This is a genomic window from Actinoplanes sp. NPDC051513, assembly GCF_044454685.1.
Lineage (GTDB): Bacteria > Actinomycetota > Actinomycetes > Mycobacteriales > Micromonosporaceae > Actinoplanes.
This window is the reverse complement of sequence record NZ_JBITDW010000013.1, coordinates 1-20,586: the sequence shown is the minus strand read 5'-3', so window position 1 is coordinate 20,586 and position 20,586 is coordinate 1. Positions and strand designations below refer to the sequence as shown.

Genomic DNA, 20,586 nt, shown 5'->3' with positions numbered 1-20,586 from the left:
AGCTGGGACAACCCATCCGACCTCGTGGCCCGCTGCCGACAGACCCTCCTGGCCGAGGTGCTGCAGGCTATGCCGCTGCCGCTTTCGAGCGGTACAGGGTCGGGCCGTGGCCGGTCAGCTGGTGAGGACGCGGCGGTGCAGGGCGGTCACCACCGAGCGGGCCGAGACGAACGCACCGTGCTGCCAGGCGACCTCATGGGACAGCCAGTCGCCGGCGAAGTAGACATGGCCGGCCGGCTGCAACAGCAGGTTGTACCCGGCGGTCCCCCACGGCGGGCTCGTCCACGCGCCCTCGAGGTACGGCTCCCGGTGCCACGCCTGTGAGTAGGCGGTCGCGAACTCCGTACGGTAGACATCGCCGTGGATCTTGACGCCCTGGGCGATAGCGCGCTCGGTACGCTCCGGCGGGGTCAGCGCGCCGTACGCCCGGGCGTTGGCGCCGGTGTTGTAGTAGCCGACGATGAGGCCGCGCGGCTGGTGGAAGCCGTAGGACGGGTACCAGATGTGCGCCAGGTCCAGGTCGGTCTCGGTGATGCCGCCGTAGATGCGCAGATCCGTCTCCCACCAGCGGCGGCGGTACTCCAAGCCGATCTTGCCCGAGGCGGTGACCGGGAAGCCGGCGAGCGCGGTCGTGACGTCGGCGCCGAGGTTGTGCGGGACGCGGGCCATGAGGTGCGGCGGCAGCGCCGCGATGCAGAAGTCCGCTTTCACCGTACGGGCGCGGCCGCCCTGCCGGTAGCCGACCTCGACGCCGTCGGGTCGATCGGTGACCGACGTGACCTCGGCCCCCAGGCGCACCCGCCCGGGCCCGATCGCCCGGGTCAGCGCGGCCGGGATCCGGTCCATGCCGCCGACCGGCTGGAACATGAGCATCGCTTGGTCGTAGCCGAACTCGAAGCTGAAGTACCGGCCCACGTTGCTGGCGAACACGTCCGCCAGGGACGGCGGCCCGTCCAGGGGTGCGCCGGCGTCGTTGCCCGCGCCCGGATAGCTCGCGAAGCCGCGCCGAGTGGTGCCGTGGTATGCCCAGCCGTCGGTGCGCCCGCCGATCGCGCCGAAGCTCTGCAGGAACGACAGCAGGCGCTCCTTGTCGTCGGTGGTGAGCCGGGCGTCGAGCGCGCCCTGGTCGGTCGCCTTGGCGAGCAACTCGGCGACGTAGCCGTACACGTCGGCTTTCGCCGTCCGGTACCGGACGGGCGCGATCCCGGCCGACTCGTTGTAGATGTACGCGTCGGCGTTCTGGTTGGTGAAGACCTCGACGGGCACACCGAGCTCGCGGCAGTAGTCGAGGGTGACCATCCACTGTGCGATACGGGCCGGGCCGGCGTTGAGGTAGATGCCCGGTGAGAACGCGGCCCGCTGGGTGTTGCCGTCGAGGTCGGTCGCGGTGGTGCCGCCCCGTACCGTGAAGTTGCGCCCGCCGGTGACCGGGCGCGCCTCCAGGATCGTGCAGTCATAGCCGGCCTTGCCCAGCTCGTACGCCGAGGCCAGGCCGGCGATGCCGCCGCCCAGGACGACCACCTTCCCGGCTCCGCGGCCGGTGAGGGTGAGGTCGGACCGGCGCGGCGCCTGGTACGCCGGAGCCGGTGCGGCCGAGGCCGGGGCGAGGCCGAGCGCCCCCATCGTGGCGAACAACGCGCCTGCGCCCCCGCTCACACCGACCGATTGAAGGAATCGACGCCTGGTCATATTGATCTCGGTCACCACGTCATCTTGTGATCAATGCATTACGGAACGCGACCCTTCGTGTTGCTCCGGTGTTTCAGTGGTTCGCTACCTCGAAGTGGACGACGAGTCGGAGGAATGACGATGAGCGAGTCGTCACAGCCGGCAGGCGTATACGACTCCTGGGTACGGCACGTCCTCGCAGTACGACACCGCCGCGGCGTGCTCGTCCGAGTCGAGGCGTACCCGCATGCCGGTCGCGCGCAGGTCGACCACGATCTCGGGCGACAGCTCCTGTAGAGCCGACCCCGGACGATGTCGTTCCGAGCGCAGCCGCGTCTGGACCGCGGCCACGATGCGGACCACACTCAGATGCATGACGAGCCAGCAAGAGCGTTCGTCGCCCGGACATGACGAGCGGCTCACACCGTGGTTGATCCACGATCTACCGAGGATCGCCTGGATCGTGGAGTACCGCCGCGCCGAGCTGACCAGGGAGGAGCGGCAGATCGTGCGCGACGCGATCACCCGCATGCAACGCGTCCTCGAGCATGACGCCATCTGACCGTGCTCGACCCCGACGTGACATGGCGGGTCCATACGGCCCGCGGACTGGTGGTCCGGAGCGGGTCCACGGATGTGGCGGCCCGGGTCCAGCGGGCCGGCCGAGCGCGTGGCACGGCGCGCCGGGTGCAGGTGAACGGAACACTCGGGGTTGCGTCATGGACTCCCGACGGCAGGCTGCGCTCGGTCATGGCGTGCACGGTGGTCGACGGTCGGATCGTCGAGATGGAGTCGGTGACCGACCCGGCCCCAACTCTCGTCGATCGACTTGCCCCGGCCTCAGGACTGAAGCGGATGAGCCAAGCCGCGGCTGTGCGGCCTGGCCGTTCCCCTACATGAGGCCGCGGAGCTTGTCCGGGTTGCCCTGCATGCGTACGCCGGTGATCCGCTCGCCGTCGAAGTCGAAGCAGATCGCCCCGGCTGGTTGACCGTCGACCAGGCCGAGGATGCCCGGTCCGCCGTTGATGTCGGTGATCACGAGGTGCGTGCCCTGTGTCGCCGGCTTGGCGAAGACCCCGAGCAGCCAGCGGGCGACGTTGCCGGCGCCTTCCAGCGGCCGGCGGGCCGCGGTCACCTTGCCGCCGCCGTCGGACCAGCAGATCACCTCGGGCGCCAGGAGTTCCATCATCGCGTTGAGGTCGCCCCCGGCACAGGCTTGGCGGAACCGGTCCACCGCTTCCCGGCGTACCCCTTGGTCGACGTCGAAGCGAGGCCGGCGGGCCGCGACATGCGCCCGCGCGCGGGCGGCGGTCTGCCGCACCGCGACCTCGGACTTGTCCAGAATGGTGGCGATCTCCGCGTGGTTGTAGCCGAAAACGTCGTGGAGCAGGAAGATCGCGCGTTCGGCCGGGGTGAGCGTCTCCAGGACGACGAGCATTGCCATCGAGATCGACTCGGCCATCTCGGCCTCCTGACCAGCGTCGGCCGAGGTGAGCACCGGCTCGGGCAGCCATGGCCCGACATAGGCCTCGCGGCGGGCGCGGGCCGAGGTGAGCTGGTTGAGCGAGAGGTTGGTGACGGTCTTGACCAGGTACGCCCGGGGGTTGGCGATCTGGTCGCCGTCGACGTCGCGGCACCGCAGCCAGGCCTCCTGCAGGATGTCCTCGGCATCGGCGACGCTGCCCGTCATCCGGTACGCGACGTCGAACAGCAGCCGCCGATGCTGAGCGAAGACCTGGGTATCGATCATGGAAACCAGGCTAGACGTGGGCGCGGGCCTGTGCGCGCAGCCCGTCCAGCACCGTCGGGTACGCGGGTTGCCACCCGAGCTCACGGCGGGCCTTCTCGCTCGAGACCCGCATGGAGACGCCCAGCATCAGGTGCATGTAAGACGCGAACCCCATCATCCATGTGGGCACGGTGAAGGGCTTGGGCGTGCCGAAGGTCTCGGCGATCGCCCGGATCATCTGCCCGAAGCCCAGGTGGTCGTCGACGACGTTGTACGCCTCACCGGGCCGGCCGCGATCGATGGCCGCGACGACGGCGGCGGCCGCGTCCGCCAGGTGCGTCCACGGCGAGAGGCGACCGTGGTCGTTGAACGCCGGCAGCTGGCGCTTCCGCAGCATGTGCACCAACGTGTCGGTGCCTCCCGGACCGTAGAAGAGGCCGAACCGCAGTGAGATCGCCTCCAGGCCCGACTCCTGGGCCAGGCGCTCCTTCTCCCGCATGCCCTCCAGGTGCCGGTTGACGTTCGGGTCGGTCACCGGCGCCGCGAACTCGTCGGCCTCGGTCAGGACGCGGTCACCGAAGTCACGGTAGCCGTAGCCGATGGCGATGTTCTCGCCGATGAAGCGCCGTACGCCCGCGAGCTCGGCCGCCTCGATCAGGTTCGCGGTACCGGCGACCCGCAGGTCGTCGGTGCCGAACATACCCTTGTGTGTCATCGGCGGCTTACGCAACGCGGTCGCGGAGTGCACCACGACGTCGGCCTTGATCCCCTCGAACGCCCGCAGCAGTCCGTCCCGGTCGAGCAGGTCGGCGCGGATCTCGTTGCCCTCGCCTCGGCCCACGCCCAGCACGGTGTGCCCGGCGCCGGTCAGTGCCTCCCGGATGTGCCGGCCGAAAACGCCACTGGCCCCGGCCACGATCACGGTCTGGTTCTTCATCTCCGTCATGGCCATGGAACAAGGCAGCCTCCCGTTACGTGACATCCCTGTATGTGACTCCGGTCACTTGCTGTCATCCCGCAGTGTCGGCTCGCCCATAAGTGAACGAGGAGGCCTCACGGAATTCGCACTCGTGCTCGGGTGATCGCCTCGGCGCGGATGTTGTCGTGGGCCAGATGACGAGGTGGGGTGAACCCGGGCGGCAGATGCAGTTTCTTGACGAGCCCGGTGTAGTCCATGGGGTGCTCCTGGGTTGGCGGGCGTGCTGGGTGGTCACCGGGTGACCTGGTAGCGGATGTGGGTGGCATCGGGGGTGTCGATGACGCGGACCACCTTGAGCTCGATCTCGAGCGGCAGCACGTCGAACAGCCGGTGACCGCCCCCGAGCAGCACCGGGACGAGGTGCACCTGGATTTGGTCGAGGACACCGGCCGCCAGTGCCTGCTGCCCGGTGTACCCGCCTTGGACGTAGACGTTCTTGTCGCCGGCTGCGGCCTTCGCCTGGGCCATGGCGGCCTCGATGCCGTCGGTCACGTACGTCACCTTGGGGTACCCGTAGCGGGCCGCGGGGCCGGGCGGGCGGTGGCTGGGCACGAAGATCGGGGCACCGTGCAGGTCGCCGCCCCAGTGGTCCATCAGCTCGGCGGTCCGCCGCCCGGTCAGCACCGCGCCGATGGCGTCCAGCTCGGCGACCAGGGCCTTGACCGCCGCGGCCTGCTTTCCGGCGTAATCGGTCCGTTCGAACCACTTGTGCAGTCGTTCACCGTCCTCGCCGCCCAGGTAGTCGTCGGGGGTGGAGACGTAGCCGTCCAGGGAAACCGACATGTAGAGGACGGAGGTGGAGGTGGAGGTGGAGGTGGACATGCGTGCTCCTTCGGGCGGTGGGTCGGTTGGTGGTTAGGGCTGGTCCCGCTTGACGCTTGGTTTCTATTCAACGGGTTGTCGCAGTTTGCGGCGTGCCCACAGGCGTCGGCCGGCGATGAGGATGAGGATGGGCGTGATGGCGATGGCTGCGGCCCGGGCGGTCAGGCCCCACGGCCAGGCAGTGCCATCGAGGGCCAGACCGCCGGTCGAGTACTGCATCGACTTGGCCACCCATCGGGCGGTGGCGACGTCGGTGGTGCGGGCGATGTCCTGCAGGGAGCCGTCGAAGGCGAAGGCTTCCCGGTCGGGTTGCAGAACGGTGGTGTCCAGCCCGGCCGGCAGCGGCATCGCGTTTACCTGCTCGGCGGTGTGACCCGGGACCAGTAGCCGGTCCAAGTGCCGTTCGGGGGCGGTGACGCTGCCGTGCGGGACGAGGGCGAGTCCGTGCGCGGTCCGGATTGGATGCCCGTCCATGGTGACCGTGGTGCTGTGGTCCAGGTAGGAGAGCTTAGTGTAGGGACGCAGGGCCGCGGAGACGGACACCATCAGCGGTGGCCGCCGGCGTGCACCTTGCGGAGCCAGTCCAGCACGGGCTTCATTCGCGCCCGGTCACCCTTGAGCTGCGGGACGATCACCACGTCAGGTCCGCCCGTGACCAGAGTGGCCAGCTGCTCGAACGTGGTGTGGGGAACGACGTCGACGCCGCCAGCCAGTGGCGCCGGGCCGGGCGTGGTGGCGGCGAGCAGCACGTTGAACCGGCCGGTGGCTGCCAGCACCTCAAAGGGCGGGAGGGAGTCGGCGATGTTGGTGCCCTGCGGGCCGAGCACGATCACCGCGGTCGGCTTGGCCGGGTCGATGGTCACGGCCGCCCTGGCATCTCCACGCGGGGGCCGGCGCCCCATACACCTGCTCTGCCGCGACGGGCAGCGTCAGCGCAGCGAATGCTGCGGTGACCAGGATGGACGTCAGAACCAGCAGCAGCATCGAGCCGAACCGCCGCGGCAGCAGGGAGCGGGGGAAGCGCAGGAGCAGCAGCTGGCTCACCGGCACATCAGGCTGGTAGTCCCCCACGTACGGACGGGAGGAACACCACGGTGATCACAGCCGATTTCTGCGAACCCGACGAGGTGCTGAACAACCGCGATCTGCGTGCTCTGATCGACTTCGACCGGCCGGTCGGGCTGCTGATGGTCGCCGTACTCCACCACCTCGACGCCCCGCAACGCATGCTTTCCGGCGACGCCCGCAATGCGGCAAATGAGTAGACCATCCGAGTGAGAAAGAACCTCGACCCGATGCAATGCCTGCAAGTTGTCTATACCTATTTCGCTACGCGCGCAGAGCGAGATCCGACCGCCTGCGACGGCCCGACTCGGGTTGATGTGGTCGTCGCCATGCGGTGATCGCCACTGTCACTGATTTTGGTCGCGAACGGTGGTTTTCCGGGGATAAACCGAGTGCACGTCCGCAGCGATCAAGCCGGACCCGTCCCCATCCCACCCCAGCGCAAGGACCTCGCACTACCCTGAGGTTGCCACCGTGACGACGGTTTTGCACCGTTGCCTCCGGGAGCTGGAGCAACGGTCACCGGGAATCACCCAGCACGGCCACGCCACCGAATTCGTCGACCTCCGAGCTGGTCTCGTCGACTGCGCCCGGCCGCCACCGCGAGCAGGACACCACGCCGGGCTCGAGTACCGTCCAGCCGGCGAAGAAACGGGCAATCTCGTCCGGTGATCGTAGTGTGATCTTCGGCTTGCCGAACTGGTTCCAGTGGCGTACACCTTCATCGCTGGCCTCGCCGTAGACCGCGTTCGTGGCGTGGTTGATCACCAGGTAGCTGCCCGGCGCCAGGGCGCCTTTCAACCGATCGACCATCACGTACGCCTCACCGGTGTCGGCGACATGATGTAGCACGCCCATCAGCATCAGCGCGACCGGCTGACTGAAGTCCAGCGTGCGGGCCGCCTCGCGCAGAATCGTCTCCGGATCCTCCAGGTCGGCCTGAATATAGTCGGTTATGCCCTCCGGGGCGCTGGTCAGCAGCGCGCGGGCGTGAACCAGAACCAGCGGGTCGTTGTCGACGTAGGCGATCCGCGATGACGGGGCCACCCGTTGAGCGACCTCGTGCGTGTTGTCGGCGGACGGCAGGCCGGTTCCGATATCAAGGAACTGCCGAATCCCCCGCTCTCCCGCGAGATGAGTGACGGCCCGGCCAAGGAAGGCCCGGTCGGCACGGGCCTGCTCGACGATGCTGGGAAGCATCTGCATAACCTGCTCGCCGACCTGCCGGTCCACGGCAAAGTTGTCCTTGCCGCCAAGCCAGTAGTTCCAGACCCGCGCCGAATGCGGCGCGGTGGTGTCCAGCTCGGCGAGAAGTTCTTCCCTAGACCGCGAATGCTGCGTCATGGCGCGACTTTAGTCCATTTCGGACCGGCCTTGCAGCCCGCAAGCGGGGCGTCAGCGCCTCAGTACGCGGGACTCGTCGCGCTGGCCTCAGCTTCGCCTGGCATGAGAGCACGTGACGTACGGCGCTTTGGGATTGATTGGATCTTGCAAATCAGTCGTCGAGTAGTAACGATCATCATGTGTCAACGCCGGTCGTTTTCTGGGATTTCGACGGCACCTTGGCCCAGCGCTCTGGAACGTGGAGTGCTTGTCTGCTTGAGTGCCTGATCGAAACGGGTGGTCAAAGGCTGGATATTGGGCGTGATGACATACTGCCCTTCCTCCGGCCAGGACTTCCCTGGCACCAGCATGACCGGGGTCACGAACATCTGACCGACGCAGACGCGTGGTGGGCCGAGCTGCAGGTCGTCTTTATAAGAGCCCTCTGCGGCGCGGGCGTGGCTTCGGTGCGGGCTCGGCAAGCTTCTCGGCTGTTTCGGCACCGCTACATCTCTGCCGAGAAGTGGGCGGTTTTCCCTGAAGCTCAGGCAGCCCTGCGGACGGTGGCTGATGCGGGCTGGCGCAACGCCATGTTGAGCAATCATGTGCCTGAGTTGGACCGACTCGTGAATCAGCTCGACCTCGGTGAGCATGTCCACGCGATCTTCACGTCGGCCGTGGTTGGTTGGGAGAAGCCGAACCCAAGAATCTTTCAGCACGCTATGCAAGCGATGGCCCGGCCGGCACGCATGTGGATGGTTGGCGGCAATCCTGTCGCCGACATACGGGGTGCCGAGGCCGTAGGCATCCCAGCCTTTCTGGTCCGCACGGAATCGGCGGCTGGTACGACCGTTGGACTTCAGCGGGTGGTGGCGAAGGTTCTTGCTGAATTTAGCTAAGCCGGTGTCGGAACTGGTATGCACTCGCATCGGGCCTGACCGCGTGCCGAGCTCACGGTGCAGTTGGCCCGGACCGGGGACAAACCGGTCGGTGTGCTGGCGAAGGATCTCGGGATCAGCGAGTCCTGCCTGCGGAACTGGCTGGCCCAGGCCGATACCGACGACGCCGGTGGCGGTCCGGGCCGGCTGATCAGCGCCGAGAAGAAGGAGCTGGCCGAGCTGCGCCGCCGTAACCGCCAGCTCGAGGTGGAGAACGAGATCCTCAAACGGGCGGCCGCGTATTTCGCCCGGAAGAACGTCCTCCCAAAGTAGCGTTCCGGCTGGTCTCAGAACTTGCTGAGGACGGCATCGACGTTACGTCTCCTGCCGGGTATTAGGCGTGTCCAGGTCCGGATACTACGAATGGCGGGACCAGCCTGTATCGGCGCGGGATCAGGAAAACGAACTGCTGCTGCGGCTGATCGAGAAAATTCATGCCGACCCGAAGATGAAATCGTACGGATCCCCGCGGGTGCACGCCGAACTGACCCTCGGCATGGGTCTGCAGGTAAATGAGAAACGCGTGGCCCGGCTGATGCGCGAGGCCGGCATCCAGGGCCTGTACTACCGGCGCCGGTCCTGGACCACCGTCCGGGACCCGGACGCGGAACCGTGCGCGGACCTGGTCAACCGCCAGTTCGACGTCGACGCGCCGAACCTGTTGTGGCTGACCGACATCACCGAACACCCCACCGAGGAGGGCAAGCTGTACTGCGCCGCGGTCATGGACGCCTACAGCCGGCGGATCATCGGCTACAGCATGGCCGACCATCTCCGCACCGAACTGGTCCTGGACGCGTTGTCGATGGCCGTCACCCGCCGCCCGCCGACCCGGCAGGAGACTGTTCTGCATTCCGACCACGGCAATACACGTCCTGGGATTTCGGGCAGCGGCTCCGCAAATCGGGTCTGCTCGGATCCATGGGCATGGTCGGTGACTGCTACGACAACGCCATGATGGAAACGCGCTGATGCACCAGGGATCGGGCGCCATGATCGAGTCGCTCGGAAGTCCGGCGGTCGGTCGACTTGGTGAGGCTACCGACCGAACCCTGAACGGGAACGGGACGGTCGGGGACTTGCGGCGGGTGTAGACCCGACGCCACCAAGCACACTCCCCGCTGGTCACCGAGTCTGAGCCGCACCCACAGGGATCAGGTCGTCGAGGACGTCGACGACGAACTGGGACGCGGGGCATGGCTTCGAACTCGTCTCGTGAGTCGTCGTTCAGCACCGTGTGCGTATCAGGTGACGGATGCTCAGCGATGGCTGGGCTCGCCGGTCAGTCGATGCCTTCGATGATGCGGAAGTCGCGTTCGACGCCGTCGGGGAAGGCCACCAGCGCCTTCTGGTATGCCTCGCTCTCGTATGCCGCGGCGGCCTGTTCAAAGCTGTCGAACTCGATCAGAACCACCTTTTGCGTGATTCCGGCCTCGTGGGCGACGACTCGACCGCCACGGGACAGGACGCGCCCGTCCCCAGCCTGGACAGCCAGACGGGCCAGCTTGTTGTAGGCAGTCAGTCCCTGAGGGTCGGAAATGGCGGGGTAGACACTGACCCAGTAGCCCTTAGCCATGGAAACCTCCTGTGTTCGGCCGGACACGGCCGACTTCGACTTGACACTCAGATCGATCCCGGCATGCGCAGGTTAGGGCTTGATGTGCGGTCGAGGGAAAGACCGGTACGGGATAGACTCAGAACGGATCGTTATCAATCGGCAGGGAGGGCACGTGGCGCCGGATACGGTGAGCCTGCGGTACTTCCTGGTGCTGGCGCAGGAGTTGAACTTCACCCGCGCGGCCGCACGGATCGGTATCGCACAGCCCGCACTCAGCGCCCGGATGCGCCGATTGGAGGCGGAACTCGGTACGGCCCTGCTGGTCCGCAACACGCGTAGCGTCGTATTGACCACGGCCGGTGCGGCTTTGGCGGAGTCCGCGCCGCCCGCGCTGGCGGCGCTGGACCGGGCATGGGACACCGCCCGGAGTGCGGCGGCCGGTGAACTGGGCACGCTGCGCATCGGATACAGCCTCAGCACCGGGGCCGAGACGGCACCAGCCCTGGTGGACAGGCTGATTCGCGGCAACAGCGGACTCGAGGTCGGCGCGGTCCCGATGGCGACACCGGAGATCTGCCCCGCGGTCGCCGACGGCCGCATCGATGCCGGGATCACGCGCGGTGAACAGCCGGGCCGTGGCGTGCGCCGGTTCCTGCTGCGGCGTGCGCGCATCGGGGTCCAGCTGGCGCAGCACCATCCGCTGGCCGAACAATCGGAGATCGAGATCGCCGACGCGGCCGCGTATCCGCTGCGACTCCCGGACCGTGCGGCCAACCCCGTGATTCACGATCAGCTGTCCGCACTGTTCCGAGACACCCGACCACACCCCCGATTCCACACGCCTGCAGTCTCTTTCGACATGTCTCAGCGCGACCTGCACGACGGGGTCACCCTCGCCCCGGCCGGAGAAGCCGCGGCCACGGCACAACCGGCCGGTCTCACCTGGCGACCACTGCGAGGCGCGCCCAGCCTGACGATCCACCTGGTCCTCCCACGCGAGCAGTCGCCACTACACCGCCGCATCCGTGCCGTCGCCAAAACCCTGGCGCACGAGCTGCACTGGCTGCCGGACTGACGCGCAAGAGGTCAAGCGATACGGACGCCTGCGGTGGCGAGGCCGAAGACCTTGCGCCCGGCGGACTTCGCGGATGCGGCTCCCCCGAGCACGCCCTCCGGATCCGCACGATCGCGGAAATCCGCAACTCATTGACGTACGTCCATGCCTGTTCTACGTTCGCCTGAGTCGGGCGGGCCCTTCGCATCACCGCTCGCCGTCGATGCCGACGCGTGCCGGGGTCCGTCCTGGACCCGGAAGGGGTGCGATGTCATGGCGAGTCGGCGACAGTCGATCCTGGCGCTGGTAGCCGGTCTCGGCGGCACGGTGGTCCTCACCGCTCTGGCGACGTCATCGGTCGGCGCGCCCGCGATTGCCTCGCCCGGCGGGTGCGACGCGACCGCGCGCATCGAGACGCAGTGGGGCAGCGGGGCGACCGGCGGTCAGATCGCCGCGGTCACGGTCACCAACACCTCCCCGGCCACAACCACGAAGTGGACCGTGGCCTGGGCACTCGCCTCCGGGCAACGGGTGGTCTCCGGCTGGAATGCCACCGTGACCACCTCGGGCGGCACGGCAACCGCGGTCAACGCCCCGTACAACGGCGTGCTCGCGCCGGGCGCGTCGGCCACGTTCGGGATGCAGCTCTCCGGCACCTGGCCGGCGCCCGCGATGAGTTGTGACAACGGCGCCTCGCCGCCGCCGTCCTCGACGTCGCCGGGCGGTCCGGATGTCACCGTCGACGAGTCCAGCAGCCAGGGCGCCGTCACCCTGGTCGTCGGGCAGACGCTGGGCGTGTCTCTCGGCGCCGAGTACCTGCCGCCGACGGCTGGCGGCACCGCCCTCACACAACTTTCCGCAAGCGGCGGTTATCCAACCGGGCAACCCCTCACCGCGCTCTACCGCGCGACGGCGCCCGGAACCACCGACGTGACCACCCGGTCGGACTACGCCTGCCTGCACGCCACGCCGCCGTGCGCCGTACCGATCAGGCTCTGGACCGTGCACGTCACCGTCGTCGCCGCCACCGGCCGTACCGTCACCGTTTCCACTGCCGACAACCAGAGCACGGTACGCCTCCGCGTCGGCGACACCCTGGTGGTGAGTCTGGCCGACAACTACGTGCCGGCGAAGCTTTCCGTCGCGGGCATACTCGTGCAGCGCGACACCACCGGCGGCTATCCGACCGGCCAGCCCCTCGTGGCCCGCTTCGTCGCCGCCGCGCCCGGGACGGTCGGCGTGTCCACGGTGACCGACGCCGCATGCAACCACGAGCCCACGCCGTGCCCGTCTCCCCAGATCCGGTGGTCGATCACCGTCACCGTCACCGCCTGACCACGATCCCGCCACCGGGTCACGGCCGGCCGTGACCCGGCACCGCAACCGGGAGCGGAGGAGCCGCGCCTTTCGGCGTCGAGGCAGATGCCGTCGGGTCGGAGGCCCTTCGGCGAATACCCGCCGGTGGGCCAGTCCGCCGTCCGGGTCGATGTCGAACGCGGTGGATCTGTCCGGGTCAGTGGTGTGCACCGGTTCGGCCGAGGGTTGTCTGCGGCGTTGCTCCTGGACGGGTCCACTGGGGCACCGGGCGGCTCGTCGGACCCCACGTGGCCGTGCCGTTCGCGTCCGCACGCCAATACCAGCATGGCTCCCCGCCCTTGGGCCACCCCTGCGGGCTGACCTGCCAAGCCTCGCCTCGCCCGTACGGCGTCATGTCGAGCAGGGCGAACGACCCGCTGGCCGGCTCGGTGCCCCGGCCGGTCGTGCGGTAGGTGAGGAACACCCGCTCGCCGTCGCGCAGGAAGCAACTGAAATAGCCCATGTCGCCGCCGACCGGCTCCGGCGCGTCGCGCACCGAATACCACGGCTGGGTGTAGCCCATGAACTCGACGAACGAGGCCACCTCATCCCACCGGCCAGGGGTGAGCACGGCGAATGAAACCCCGCGCGCGTTGAGGTAGGTCGCGTCCCGCAGATGCCAGGCCGACACCGTGCAGCCCTCGCACTGCCCCTGGTGCGGCGCGCCGTCGTACCACATGTGCTGGTAGACCAGCAGTTCATCGCGGCCCTGGAACAGCTCCCGGAACGGCACCGGGCCGTCCGGGCCGACGACCTCGACGCCACCGTCGATCTCCACCATGGGCAGCCGGCGACGCGCCGCGGCGATCGCATCGCCCTCGCGGGTGTGCGCCTTCTCCCGGATCAGCAACTCGTCCCGGGCTGCCTGCCAGGTGTCCAGGTCGACGATCGGCGGCCGCCCGGAAAGCTCGTTCGTGGTCATGACTGACTCCCTTCTGTCCTCGATATGTCGAAGCTGCCGTCCCAGATTCGACATCATGACGGGAAGAAAACCGACGCCCTCGCTGACGTGCGAAGGTCACCCACGAACAGGCCGGACTGCCGTCGTTCGGCGACACCCCGACCGCCTCCAGCGCCCAGGCGGGCACCCCGGCCGGGGACGCACTCCGCAGGCTGGCCGGCTGGGCCGCCACCGCACCGACCACCGAGGAGCATCCATCGTGACCTGGGCACCCGCCACCATCCGCGAGTTGGCCGACGCGAACGAGATCGACGTCGTCGTCCCGGCACCGGGCCGGCCCGACGTGCGTACGCCGATCTGGATCGTCGCCGTCGACGGCAACCTCTATGTGCGTTCCTGGAAGGGCGAGGACGGCCTCTGGTACCGCCGCGCCCGCCGGTACGGCACCGGGAGCATCATCGCCGGCGGCCACGAACACCAGGTCCGGTTCACCGCCGCCGACGAGCCCGGCATCGACGCGGCCTACCAGGCCAAGTACGGCCGCTCCTCCTACACCGAGGCGATGATCCGGCCACCGGCCACCGGCACCACCCTGCGCCTCGATCCGGCTTGAGCCGTCCTACCGGGCGTCGCCGTAGGCGGGCAACTTGCTCAACCGTCCGCACCGCGGGGTCAGCGCACTGTCTCGATGTCGATGACGAGCACCCGCTCCCACGCCTGGTTGACCGTCGCGGTGCCGGCGGGGATCTGCCGCGTGGACCGGGCCAGAACGAGCAGGCCCGCCATGGACAGCGCGGCTCCGGTGATCATCAGCAGAGCCATCGGTACGGCGGTGTGCTCGCCACCGAGCCCCGCGATCGTCCCGGCGGCCGGCCATTGCACGAAGCCGAGCATCGCCGAGCCGGTGCCGGCCGTGGTATTCCTACCCCGACCGGCGCCGAAATCCCGTCCCGTGCGGCTAACGGCTCGCCCCGACCGGCTCCGGCATCGCCGGTGGTTCGTCCGGCACGGCATCGCGCAGCCGCTCGCCCTCCACGTCGACATTGGGCAGCAGTCGGTCCAGCCAGCGGGGGAGCGCCCACGCGCGCCGGCCCAGCAGCGCCATCACCGCCGGCACGATCGTCATCCGCACCAGGAACGCGTCGAGCAGGATCGCCGCGGCCAGCGCGAAACCGATCGACTTGATCAACGGATCGGGGGTCAGGACGAACCCGGCGAAGACACTGATCATGATGATCGCCGCGGCAGTCACCACGCGGGCGCCGTGCGCGTAGCCGACGATCACCGCCCGGACCGGCGGCGCGCCGTGCACGTGCTCCTCACGCATCCGGCTGACCAGGAAGACCTCGTAGTCCATCGCCAGGCCGAACACGATGCCGATCAGGATCACCGGTAGCAGGCTGACGATCGGGCCGGTCTGGTCGACCCCGAACAGGCCGCCCAGCCAGCCCCATTGGAAGACCGCCACCACCGCACCGAACGTCGCCACCACCGACAACAGGAACCCGGTGATCGCCTTCAGCGGCACCAGCACCGATCGGAACAGCACGGTGAGCAGCAGAAATGCCAAAACAACGATCACTGAGACGTACGGCAGCAGCGCACCGCCCATCTTCGCGGCGATGTCGATGGTGACCGCCGTCGTGCCGGTCACCGACAGGTCGGCGCCGGTGCGCGCGCGCAGGCCCGCGTCGGCGTCGCGGATCGCGTGCACCAGGTCGGTGGTCTCGGCGCTGTCCGGCGCGGTGGCCGGCACGACCTGCAGCATCGCGGTGTCGCCGGCCTGGTTGAAGGTGGGCGGGCTGACCGACACCACACCGGGCAATGCGGCGATCGCGCCGGCCGCCGCGGCCGCCGCCGCCCGGGGGTCCGAGCTGCCGGCCGCGTCCACGACGACCAGCAGCGGCCCGTTGTACCCGGCGCCGAATCCGGCGGTCACCAGGTCGTACGCCTTGCGCTCGGTGGTGTCCGGCGCGGCCATGTTGTCGCCGGGCAGCCCCAGCCGCAGATCGAGCGCCGGCACGGCGATCACCCCCAGCGCGGCGACCACGGTCACCACGGTCAGCAACGGACGCCGGGTGATCATCCGGGCCCACCGCAGGCTCAGTGCCGGCCGCCCGCCGTCCGCCTCGATGTCGCGGGTCTGCCCGCCGCGTCCGGTGATCCGCCGGCCGGCGAACCCGACCAGCGCGGGCAGCAGGGTCAGCGCGATGAGCACAGCCACCGCGACCGCGCCGGCCGCGGCCAGGCCCATCTCGGTGAGCACCGGGATGTTCACCACCGACAACGCGGTCAGAGCGACGAGGACGGTGAGTCCGGCGAAGGTGACCGCCGACCCGGCGGTGCCGACCGCGCGCCCGGCCGCCTCCGCGCCGGACCGGCCCACGGCCAACTCGTGCCGGTAACGGGACACGATGAACAGCGCGTAGTCGATGCTGACCGCGATGCCCAGCATCAGCGCAAGGGTCGACGTGCTGCTGCTCAGGTCGAAGAAACCGGACGCCACCTGGATGCCGGCCATCGTGGCGGCCACCCCGAGGAAGGCGGTGAGCAGCGGCATCCCGGCCGCGACGAGCGAGCCGAAGGTGACGGTCAGGACGACGGCGGCGACGCCGAAGCCGATGACCTCGCTGAGACCCTGCTCCGGCTCCCGCTGCAGGGCATCGCCGCCGGCCTCCACGGTCACCCCGGCGTCGCGGCCGGTCTGCGCGGCCGCCAGCAGCGCCTCCCGGTCGGCCTCGGTCACCTCGGCGGCCGGCACCCGGAACGCCACGCGGGCGTACCCGATGGTGCTCTCGCCGTTGATCGCGCCGCGCAGCGGATCGCTCACCTCGGCCACCTGCGGCCCGGTACGCAGGGCCGCGACCGTACGGTCGACCGCGGCCCGGTTCGCCGGATCGGTGAGCTTCTCGCCGGACGGCGCGGCGAACACCACCCGGGCCTCCGCGCCACCCGCCGGTGACTCGCCGAAGCGCTCACTCAGCAGGTCCTGGGCCTGCTGAGCCTCGGTGCCGGGAATGGCGAAATCGTCGGAGGTCGGCCCGGACAGCGTGGCGGCGCCCACGCCCAACGACCCGAGGATCGCGAGCCAGATCGCGAGGACCAGCTTGCGCCGGCGATAACTGAGCCGGCCGAGCCGGTACAGGAAGGTAGCCATCGGATCTCCCGAGCAGCCGGTGACAGGGACTGCTCAACCGTCGCGAAACGCGCGCCGCAAGTCGTCGTCCAGGCAGACACAGACGCGTACGACGGTGGCGGTAGCCGCGGTTGCGCCGGTACCACAACGAGACGACGCCACCGGTCGGGGCTCCCGGGTAGCAGCGCGGCTCGGTGGCCTTCATGGTCGCGTCGAAACCGGGGCGTCGGCCATCGCCCGGACGGCGGTGCGGGCGTACGCTGCGGAAATCCGGGACGGCTGCCCGTGGGTTTGGCCGAGAATGAGGACCCGCCCGGCGCGGTAGCGGACGAGGCGGCATGCCGGTGCGGTGAGGTGCCTGGCGAGCCATCGGGTGGTGCGCAGGCTGATCCCGTTGTACAGCGGGGTTCTGCCGTGCTACAGGCCGGCCGGGGAGAGCAGGGTCAGCGACCGGACTGGGCGGACGGCGGCGAGTTCGAGGGCGACCCATCCGCCCAGCGAGTTGCCGGCCACGTGCGGTGTCGCCACGCCCTGGGAGTCGAGGAAGGTGGCCATGGCGGCCGCGATGGCGTCCGGCCGTGGTTCGACGTCCGAGGGCAGCGGCGGGGATTCGCCGTGGCCGGGCAGGTCCACGGCGAACACGTCGAATCGCTCGGCGAGTCGGTCGAGGACGGGGTCCCACGCCTGGCGAGCGGACCCGATGCCGTGCTGCAGGATCAGCGGCGCCCCGGCGCCGCGGCGGGTGAATGCGAGCGTCATGTCTGCAGGACGACCGGGCCCGCCGCATTGTGACGCGCGGGTCCAGATCCGCTGGGCCGCCTTGGCATCTCGGCCCGGCCACGTCGCGGATCTGGCGGGCCTTGCTCGATGACGTCGGTGTGTTCGTCGCCACCCTTGTCTTTGGAGCGGCTCAGCCACAGCGCAGGCGAGCCAGGCGGGGGCTCGCGCACTATCGGCGGCATGACAGTAAGGCCGCCGAATGGAACGCCACATCAAGCTCCGGCGGAATCCGGCTGTGGTATGAAGTGCGCCATGCCGATCGAGTTTGTCGCGCACCTGGCCGGTGTCGATGATGAATACTGCCTGGTCGCCGGTGTCTCGGAGCGCGACGACGGCACCGGACGTACGCTGCTGTTCCAGGCGGGCCATGAACCTCCGGACGAGCAGGATGCGGAACTTGGTATGGACACCCACTGCGTGGTTACCGAGAACCAGGCCACCGCGTACGGGTGCGTACGTGAACTCACTATCGACGGCGATCGTATGCAGGTGATTATCGCCTCGGATGCGCTTGCCGACCTTGGCCTGGACGATGCCGAGATTCGGGTTCAGTTAGCGGTGGATGCACAGTCCGTTGAGATTCTCCGGGAGTATCTGGGGCGCATCCTGACCTATGGCCGGCCCGACGCGCAGCCGGCGGTATTGCGGTTGTAACGCCTGCCTGGCACTGACGCACGCCCCAAACACCAGTTGGGTCGACAGGCGGACGAGCGGAGACAGGCACCCCGTGACTCTGGGTAGCGCGCGCTTCGCGCCAGATCCGGGCGTGGCGTGTGCGGTGCGACCTAGCCTGTCTGCATGCGACGCTTCCACGATGAGGACCTCACCGGCGCAGAATTCCGCGAATGCGACCTGAGTAGAGCGCGGATGGTCGGCGTGGTCATGCAGGACGCCGAGATCGACGGCCTGGTCACCAATCTTGTGGTCAACGGGGTCGAGGTGATGTCGTACGTCGAGGCGGAGCTCGACCGTCGTCACCCGGTACGGCTGCTGATCCGCTCAGATCAGCCGGACGACCTGCGTGAGGCCTGGCGGCAACTGCGGGACGATTGGGCGACGACTACCCAGCGAGTTCGGTCCATGCCCGAGAGCAGCGAACATCAAGGCGTCGACGGCGAGTGGTCGATGGTCGAAACCCTGCGCCACCTTGTCTTCGTGCACGACTCTTGGTTCCGACGCTGCGTGCTCGGGCTCACCGAGCCGTTCACGGCCATGGGACTGGGTCCACCGTTCGTCATGGACCAGGAGGACGGGCTCGACCCGTCCGCCCAACCGAGCCTCGACGAGGTGCTCGCCGTACGAGTCCGGCAGGCTTCAGAGATCGAGACATGGCTGGCCGAGGTCACGCCTGATCAGCTCGCGAAGACGGCGCCGGTCCCGGACGACGGCAGATGGCCCCCCTACGCCAAGGGGCGGACAGTGCGGCAATGCCTCGGCACTGTGCTCAACGAGGAATGGGCTCACCACCGGTTCTGCAAGCGTGACCTGGACAAACTGTCGCATCAGGCTTCTTAACAGGGTTCATGAGCGAACTCTGAGCCTGTGCTGCCGTACTTCGTGACAGTCGCGGTCATGTGGATACCCTCGGGTTCTGCGCATCGATCTGGACACCACTGAACTCGTGACGGGTAGGTCACGACTGGCGGCGATTTCGATCGAACCGCGGAGCACCTGCCGCCGTGATCACCTAGCACTGGCACCGTGAGTCATAGTCGTCACCGAGAATCGCGAGTGTCCGAACGCGCGGATCTCGGCATTATGCAGGCGGTTCTCCGGCGCCGTTACGCTGCGTGGTTGATGGTGGAGTCCAGGCGGGTACGGACCACGAGGTCGTGCAGGGGGCGAGCAGCCGATCGTGCAGGGACGTCACGTCGACCAGGACCTCCCCGGTGCGTAGCACGTGTGCCCCGGCGTGCAGCAGCCGGATCATGTGCATGGCCTGCTTGTGGTTGGTCTGCCCGGTCCGCTGCCGCCGTGCGGCGACCCGGTCGAGCTGGTCCTGGGCGTAGCGTCCGTAGGTGTCGGCGACCCGCCGCGACAGGAACGCCCGCCGGATCGACAGCAGTTGCCGGCCGTCGTCGGTGACCTTCTCGACCAGCGGCGACCACAACACCTCCAACACCGTCGGGTTGGCCTGCAAGGCGAGAGCGCAGAGCCGCTCGACCTCCCACGAGAACTGCTCGGCGGCCGGCCCATCCAGGTGGGTGGGCGGCTTCTCCAGGCGCCAGAACGAGCGCGTCGGCGCCGCGTAGACACCCCGCCGGTCATGATCAGAGCCGGGCCTGTCCAACCCGTACGCCCGCGATCCGACCACCACCGCCAGGATCGTGTGCTCCTGCACCAACTCGATCACGAGCGGCAACGCTACCGAACCCGCACAGGCCACACCCGGCCATTTCCCAGCCGCCGACAACGGACCGGCCACCCGCCCTCGGCCCGGACACCTGCATCACCCGGGGGTCGTAACGTCCTGTAGCGACCTGATCGCGGGCCAGATCCGGACGTCACCTCACGGCGTAGAACCCCCTGTTTGTAGTCGCGTGCCATCGTCTCGTCGGATTGGCGGCCATGGACAGGGGTCTACGGGTGCAACCTTGCCGGTCAGGCCGAACGGCAGTTCTCGTGTCTGGGCGGTATTGACTATGGGTTGACCATAGTTAATTGTGGTGTGGGTGGGCTTCACCGAAGAAAAGACGACCCGCTCGTACCGGTCGAGCCGTCGGGAGGCGGCAGCGCGGCGCACCCGGCGACGAGTCCTCGAGGCCGCGGGGTCGGCGTTTGTGGGTGGGTACGCGGGCGTGACCATCCGTGCGATCGCGGCGGAGGCAGGCGTGTCCGTGCCGACGGTGGAGCTGTTGTTCGGTACCAAGGCGCGGCTGCTCAAAGCGGCGATTGACGTGGCGATCGCCGGTGACGACGAGGCGCTGCCGGTGCTCGACCGGAGCTGGACCAACGCGGCCATCGCGGCCACCAGCGCCGACGAGTTCCTCTCGGTCGTGGCGAGGGTGATCGGGGCTGCTCAGGCGCGCTCGGCCGGTTTGGTCATGGCTGTCTTTGAAGGGTCGTCGAAAGACGCCGAACTCGCCGAGCTGACCGAACAGATGATCCGGCAGCGGGCGATCACGGCCGGGTGGATCGTTGACGGCTTGGCCGGCAAGGCGGACCTGCGTGAAGAGCTCACTCTGCCGGAGGCCGTGGACACCATCTGGCTGCTGATGGAGCCGGCGGTGTTCGACCGGCTGGTCCGCCACCGCCACTGGACGGTGGATCGGTACCA

Annotated in this window: 24 protein-coding genes and 2 pseudogenes; 11 read left to right on the top strand and 15 right to left on the bottom strand. The window is 68.7% G+C overall.

Going from position 1 to position 20,586, the window contains the following annotated elements; translation table 11 throughout:
* Positions 1-114 precede the first annotated feature (114 nt).
* Positions 115-1,656 (bottom strand): flavin monoamine oxidase family protein, encoded by a 1,542-nt coding sequence (locus tag ACIA5D_RS32725; RefSeq protein ID WP_396034224.1) that lies wholly within the window; start codon positions 1,654-1,656, stop codon positions 115-117.
* A gap of 165 nt (positions 1,657-1,821) precedes the next feature.
* Positions 1,822-2,043, bottom strand: coding sequence for a hypothetical protein (locus ACIA5D_RS32720; RefSeq protein ID WP_396034223.1), 222 nt, complete (start codon positions 2,041-2,043; stop codon positions 1,822-1,824).
* Here ACIA5D_RS32720 and ACIA5D_RS32715 point away from each other — a divergent pair.
* Positions 2,042-2,230, top strand: a complete 189-nt coding sequence (locus tag ACIA5D_RS32715; protein ID WP_396034222.1) for a hypothetical protein — start codon at positions 2,042-2,044, stop codon at positions 2,228-2,230. The two genes, ACIA5D_RS32720 and ACIA5D_RS32715, sit on opposite strands and share 2 nt — an antisense overlap.
* 330 nt (positions 2,231-2,560) lie before the next feature.
* Here the strand turns inward: ACIA5D_RS32715 and ACIA5D_RS32710 are convergent, their stop codons facing one another.
* The 6 genes from ACIA5D_RS32710 to ACIA5D_RS32685 form a co-directional block, all read right to left on the bottom strand.
* On the bottom strand, positions 2,561-3,418 hold the full coding sequence (locus ACIA5D_RS32710; RefSeq protein ID WP_396034221.1) for an RNA polymerase sigma-70 factor: 858 nt from the start codon (positions 3,416-3,418) through the stop codon (positions 2,561-2,563).
* A 10-nt stretch (positions 3,419-3,428) separates the two neighbouring features.
* Complete coding sequence (locus tag ACIA5D_RS32705) at positions 3,429-4,349, bottom strand: NAD-dependent epimerase/dehydratase family protein (RefSeq protein ID WP_396034220.1); 921 nt, start codon at positions 4,347-4,349, stop codon at positions 3,429-3,431.
* 101 nt (positions 4,350-4,450) lie between these two features.
* Positions 4,451-4,573 (bottom strand): hypothetical protein, encoded by a 123-nt coding sequence (locus ACIA5D_RS32700; RefSeq protein ID WP_396034219.1) that lies wholly within the window; start codon positions 4,571-4,573, stop codon positions 4,451-4,453.
* A 34-nt stretch (positions 4,574-4,607) separates the two neighbouring features.
* Positions 4,608-5,198 carry a dihydrofolate reductase family protein gene (locus ACIA5D_RS32695; protein WP_396034218.1) on the bottom strand — a complete coding sequence of 197 codons (591 nt, stop codon included), beginning with the start codon at positions 5,196-5,198 and terminating at the stop codon, positions 4,608-4,610.
* 63 nt (positions 5,199-5,261) lie between these two features.
* Complete coding sequence (locus ACIA5D_RS32690) at positions 5,262-5,672, bottom strand: hypothetical protein (protein ID WP_396034217.1); 411 nt, start codon at positions 5,670-5,672, stop codon at positions 5,262-5,264.
* Between the two features lie 71 nt (positions 5,673-5,743).
* Complete coding sequence (locus ACIA5D_RS32685) at positions 5,744-6,061, bottom strand: hypothetical protein (RefSeq protein ID WP_396034216.1); 318 nt, start codon at positions 6,059-6,061, stop codon at positions 5,744-5,746.
* 228 nt (positions 6,062-6,289) lie between these two features.
* Between ACIA5D_RS32685 and ACIA5D_RS32680 the strand changes: the two are divergent.
* Positions 6,290-6,463 (top strand): annotated as a pseudogene (locus ACIA5D_RS32680) (SAM-dependent methyltransferase); the annotation flags it as partial.
* A gap of 319 nt (positions 6,464-6,782) precedes the next feature.
* On the opposite strand, the gene ACIA5D_RS32675 reads toward ACIA5D_RS32680, so the two are convergent.
* Positions 6,783-7,607 carry an SAM-dependent methyltransferase gene (locus ACIA5D_RS32675; RefSeq protein ID WP_396034215.1) on the bottom strand — a complete coding sequence of 275 codons (825 nt, stop codon included), beginning with the start codon at positions 7,605-7,607 and terminating at the stop codon, positions 6,783-6,785.
* A 179-nt stretch (positions 7,608-7,786) separates the two neighbouring features.
* Here ACIA5D_RS32675 and ACIA5D_RS32670 point away from each other — a divergent pair, with 179 nt between their 5' ends.
* The 3 genes and pseudogenes from ACIA5D_RS32670 to ACIA5D_RS32660 all read left to right on the top strand — a co-directional run.
* Positions 7,787-8,485, top strand: coding sequence for an HAD family hydrolase (locus tag ACIA5D_RS32670; RefSeq protein ID WP_396034214.1), 699 nt, complete (start codon positions 7,787-7,789; stop codon positions 8,483-8,485).
* Between the two features lie 57 nt (positions 8,486-8,542).
* The gene (locus ACIA5D_RS32665) at positions 8,543-8,797 is read left to right on the top strand and encodes a transposase (protein WP_396034213.1); all 255 of its coding nucleotides are present in this window, start codon (positions 8,543-8,545) and stop codon (positions 8,795-8,797) included.
* Between the two features lie 61 nt (positions 8,798-8,858).
* Positions 8,859-9,482 (top strand): annotated as a pseudogene (locus tag ACIA5D_RS32660) (IS3 family transposase); the annotation flags it as partial.
* 324 nt (positions 9,483-9,806) lie between these two features.
* Here the strand turns inward: ACIA5D_RS32660 and ACIA5D_RS32655 are convergent.
* Entirely contained in the window at positions 9,807-10,100 is a 294-nt protein-coding gene (locus ACIA5D_RS32655) for a DUF1330 domain-containing protein (RefSeq protein ID WP_396034212.1), read from the bottom strand.
* Positions 10,101-10,254: 154 nt separating this feature from the next.
* Here ACIA5D_RS32655 and ACIA5D_RS32650 point away from each other — a divergent pair, with 154 nt between their 5' ends.
* On the top strand, positions 10,255-11,157 hold the full coding sequence (locus tag ACIA5D_RS32650; RefSeq protein ID WP_396034211.1) for a LysR family transcriptional regulator: 903 nt from the start codon (positions 10,255-10,257) through the stop codon (positions 11,155-11,157).
* A 252-nt stretch (positions 11,158-11,409) separates the two neighbouring features.
* Entirely contained in the window at positions 11,410-12,471 is a 1,062-nt protein-coding gene (locus ACIA5D_RS32645; protein WP_396034210.1) for a cellulose binding domain-containing protein, read from the top strand.
* A 178-nt stretch (positions 12,472-12,649) separates the two neighbouring features.
* On the opposite strand, the gene ACIA5D_RS32640 is transcribed toward ACIA5D_RS32645, so the two are convergent.
* Positions 12,650-13,414, bottom strand: a complete 765-nt coding sequence (locus tag ACIA5D_RS32640; protein ID WP_396034209.1) for a DUF899 family protein — start codon at positions 13,412-13,414, stop codon at positions 12,650-12,652.
* Positions 13,415-13,652: 238 nt separating this feature from the next.
* On the opposite strand from ACIA5D_RS32640, the gene ACIA5D_RS32635 reads away from it, so the two are divergent.
* Complete coding sequence (locus tag ACIA5D_RS32635) at positions 13,653-14,006, top strand: DUF2255 family protein (RefSeq protein WP_396034208.1); 354 nt, start codon at positions 13,653-13,655, stop codon at positions 14,004-14,006.
* 59 nt (positions 14,007-14,065) lie between these two features.
* Here the strand turns inward: ACIA5D_RS32635 and ACIA5D_RS32630 are convergent, their stop codons facing one another.
* From ACIA5D_RS32630 to ACIA5D_RS32620, 3 genes are all read right to left on the bottom strand, one after another.
* Positions 14,066-14,287, bottom strand: coding sequence for a hypothetical protein (locus ACIA5D_RS32630; protein WP_396034207.1), 222 nt, complete (start codon positions 14,285-14,287; stop codon positions 14,066-14,068).
* Between the two features lie 64 nt (positions 14,288-14,351).
* The gene (locus tag ACIA5D_RS32625) at positions 14,352-16,550 is read right to left on the bottom strand and encodes an MMPL family transporter (protein ID WP_396034206.1); all 2,199 of its coding nucleotides are present in this window, start codon (positions 16,548-16,550) and stop codon (positions 14,352-14,354) included.
* Positions 16,551-16,946: 396 nt separating this feature from the next.
* Positions 16,947-17,288, bottom strand: a complete 342-nt coding sequence (locus ACIA5D_RS32620) for an alpha/beta fold hydrolase (protein ID WP_396034205.1) — start codon at positions 17,286-17,288, stop codon at positions 16,947-16,949.
* A gap of 273 nt (positions 17,289-17,561) precedes the next feature.
* Between ACIA5D_RS32620 and ACIA5D_RS32615 the strand changes: the two genes are divergently transcribed.
* Complete coding sequence (locus ACIA5D_RS32615; protein WP_396034204.1) at positions 17,562-17,963, top strand: Imm10 family immunity protein; 402 nt, start codon at positions 17,562-17,564, stop codon at positions 17,961-17,963.
* Between the two features lie 144 nt (positions 17,964-18,107).
* Entirely contained in the window at positions 18,108-18,824 is a 717-nt protein-coding gene (locus tag ACIA5D_RS32610; protein WP_396034203.1) for a DinB family protein, read from the top strand.
* 241 nt (positions 18,825-19,065) lie between these two features.
* Here ACIA5D_RS32610 and ACIA5D_RS32605 read toward each other — a convergent pair whose 3' ends face one another.
* Positions 19,066-19,662, bottom strand: a complete 597-nt coding sequence (locus tag ACIA5D_RS32605) for a DNA polymerase beta superfamily protein (RefSeq protein ID WP_396034202.1) — start codon at positions 19,660-19,662, stop codon at positions 19,066-19,068.
* A gap of 445 nt (positions 19,663-20,107) precedes the next feature.
* Here ACIA5D_RS32605 and ACIA5D_RS32600 point away from each other — a divergent pair.
* The coding region (locus ACIA5D_RS32600; protein WP_396034201.1) for a TetR family transcriptional regulator at positions 20,108-20,586 on the top strand (479 nt) is incomplete at its 3' end.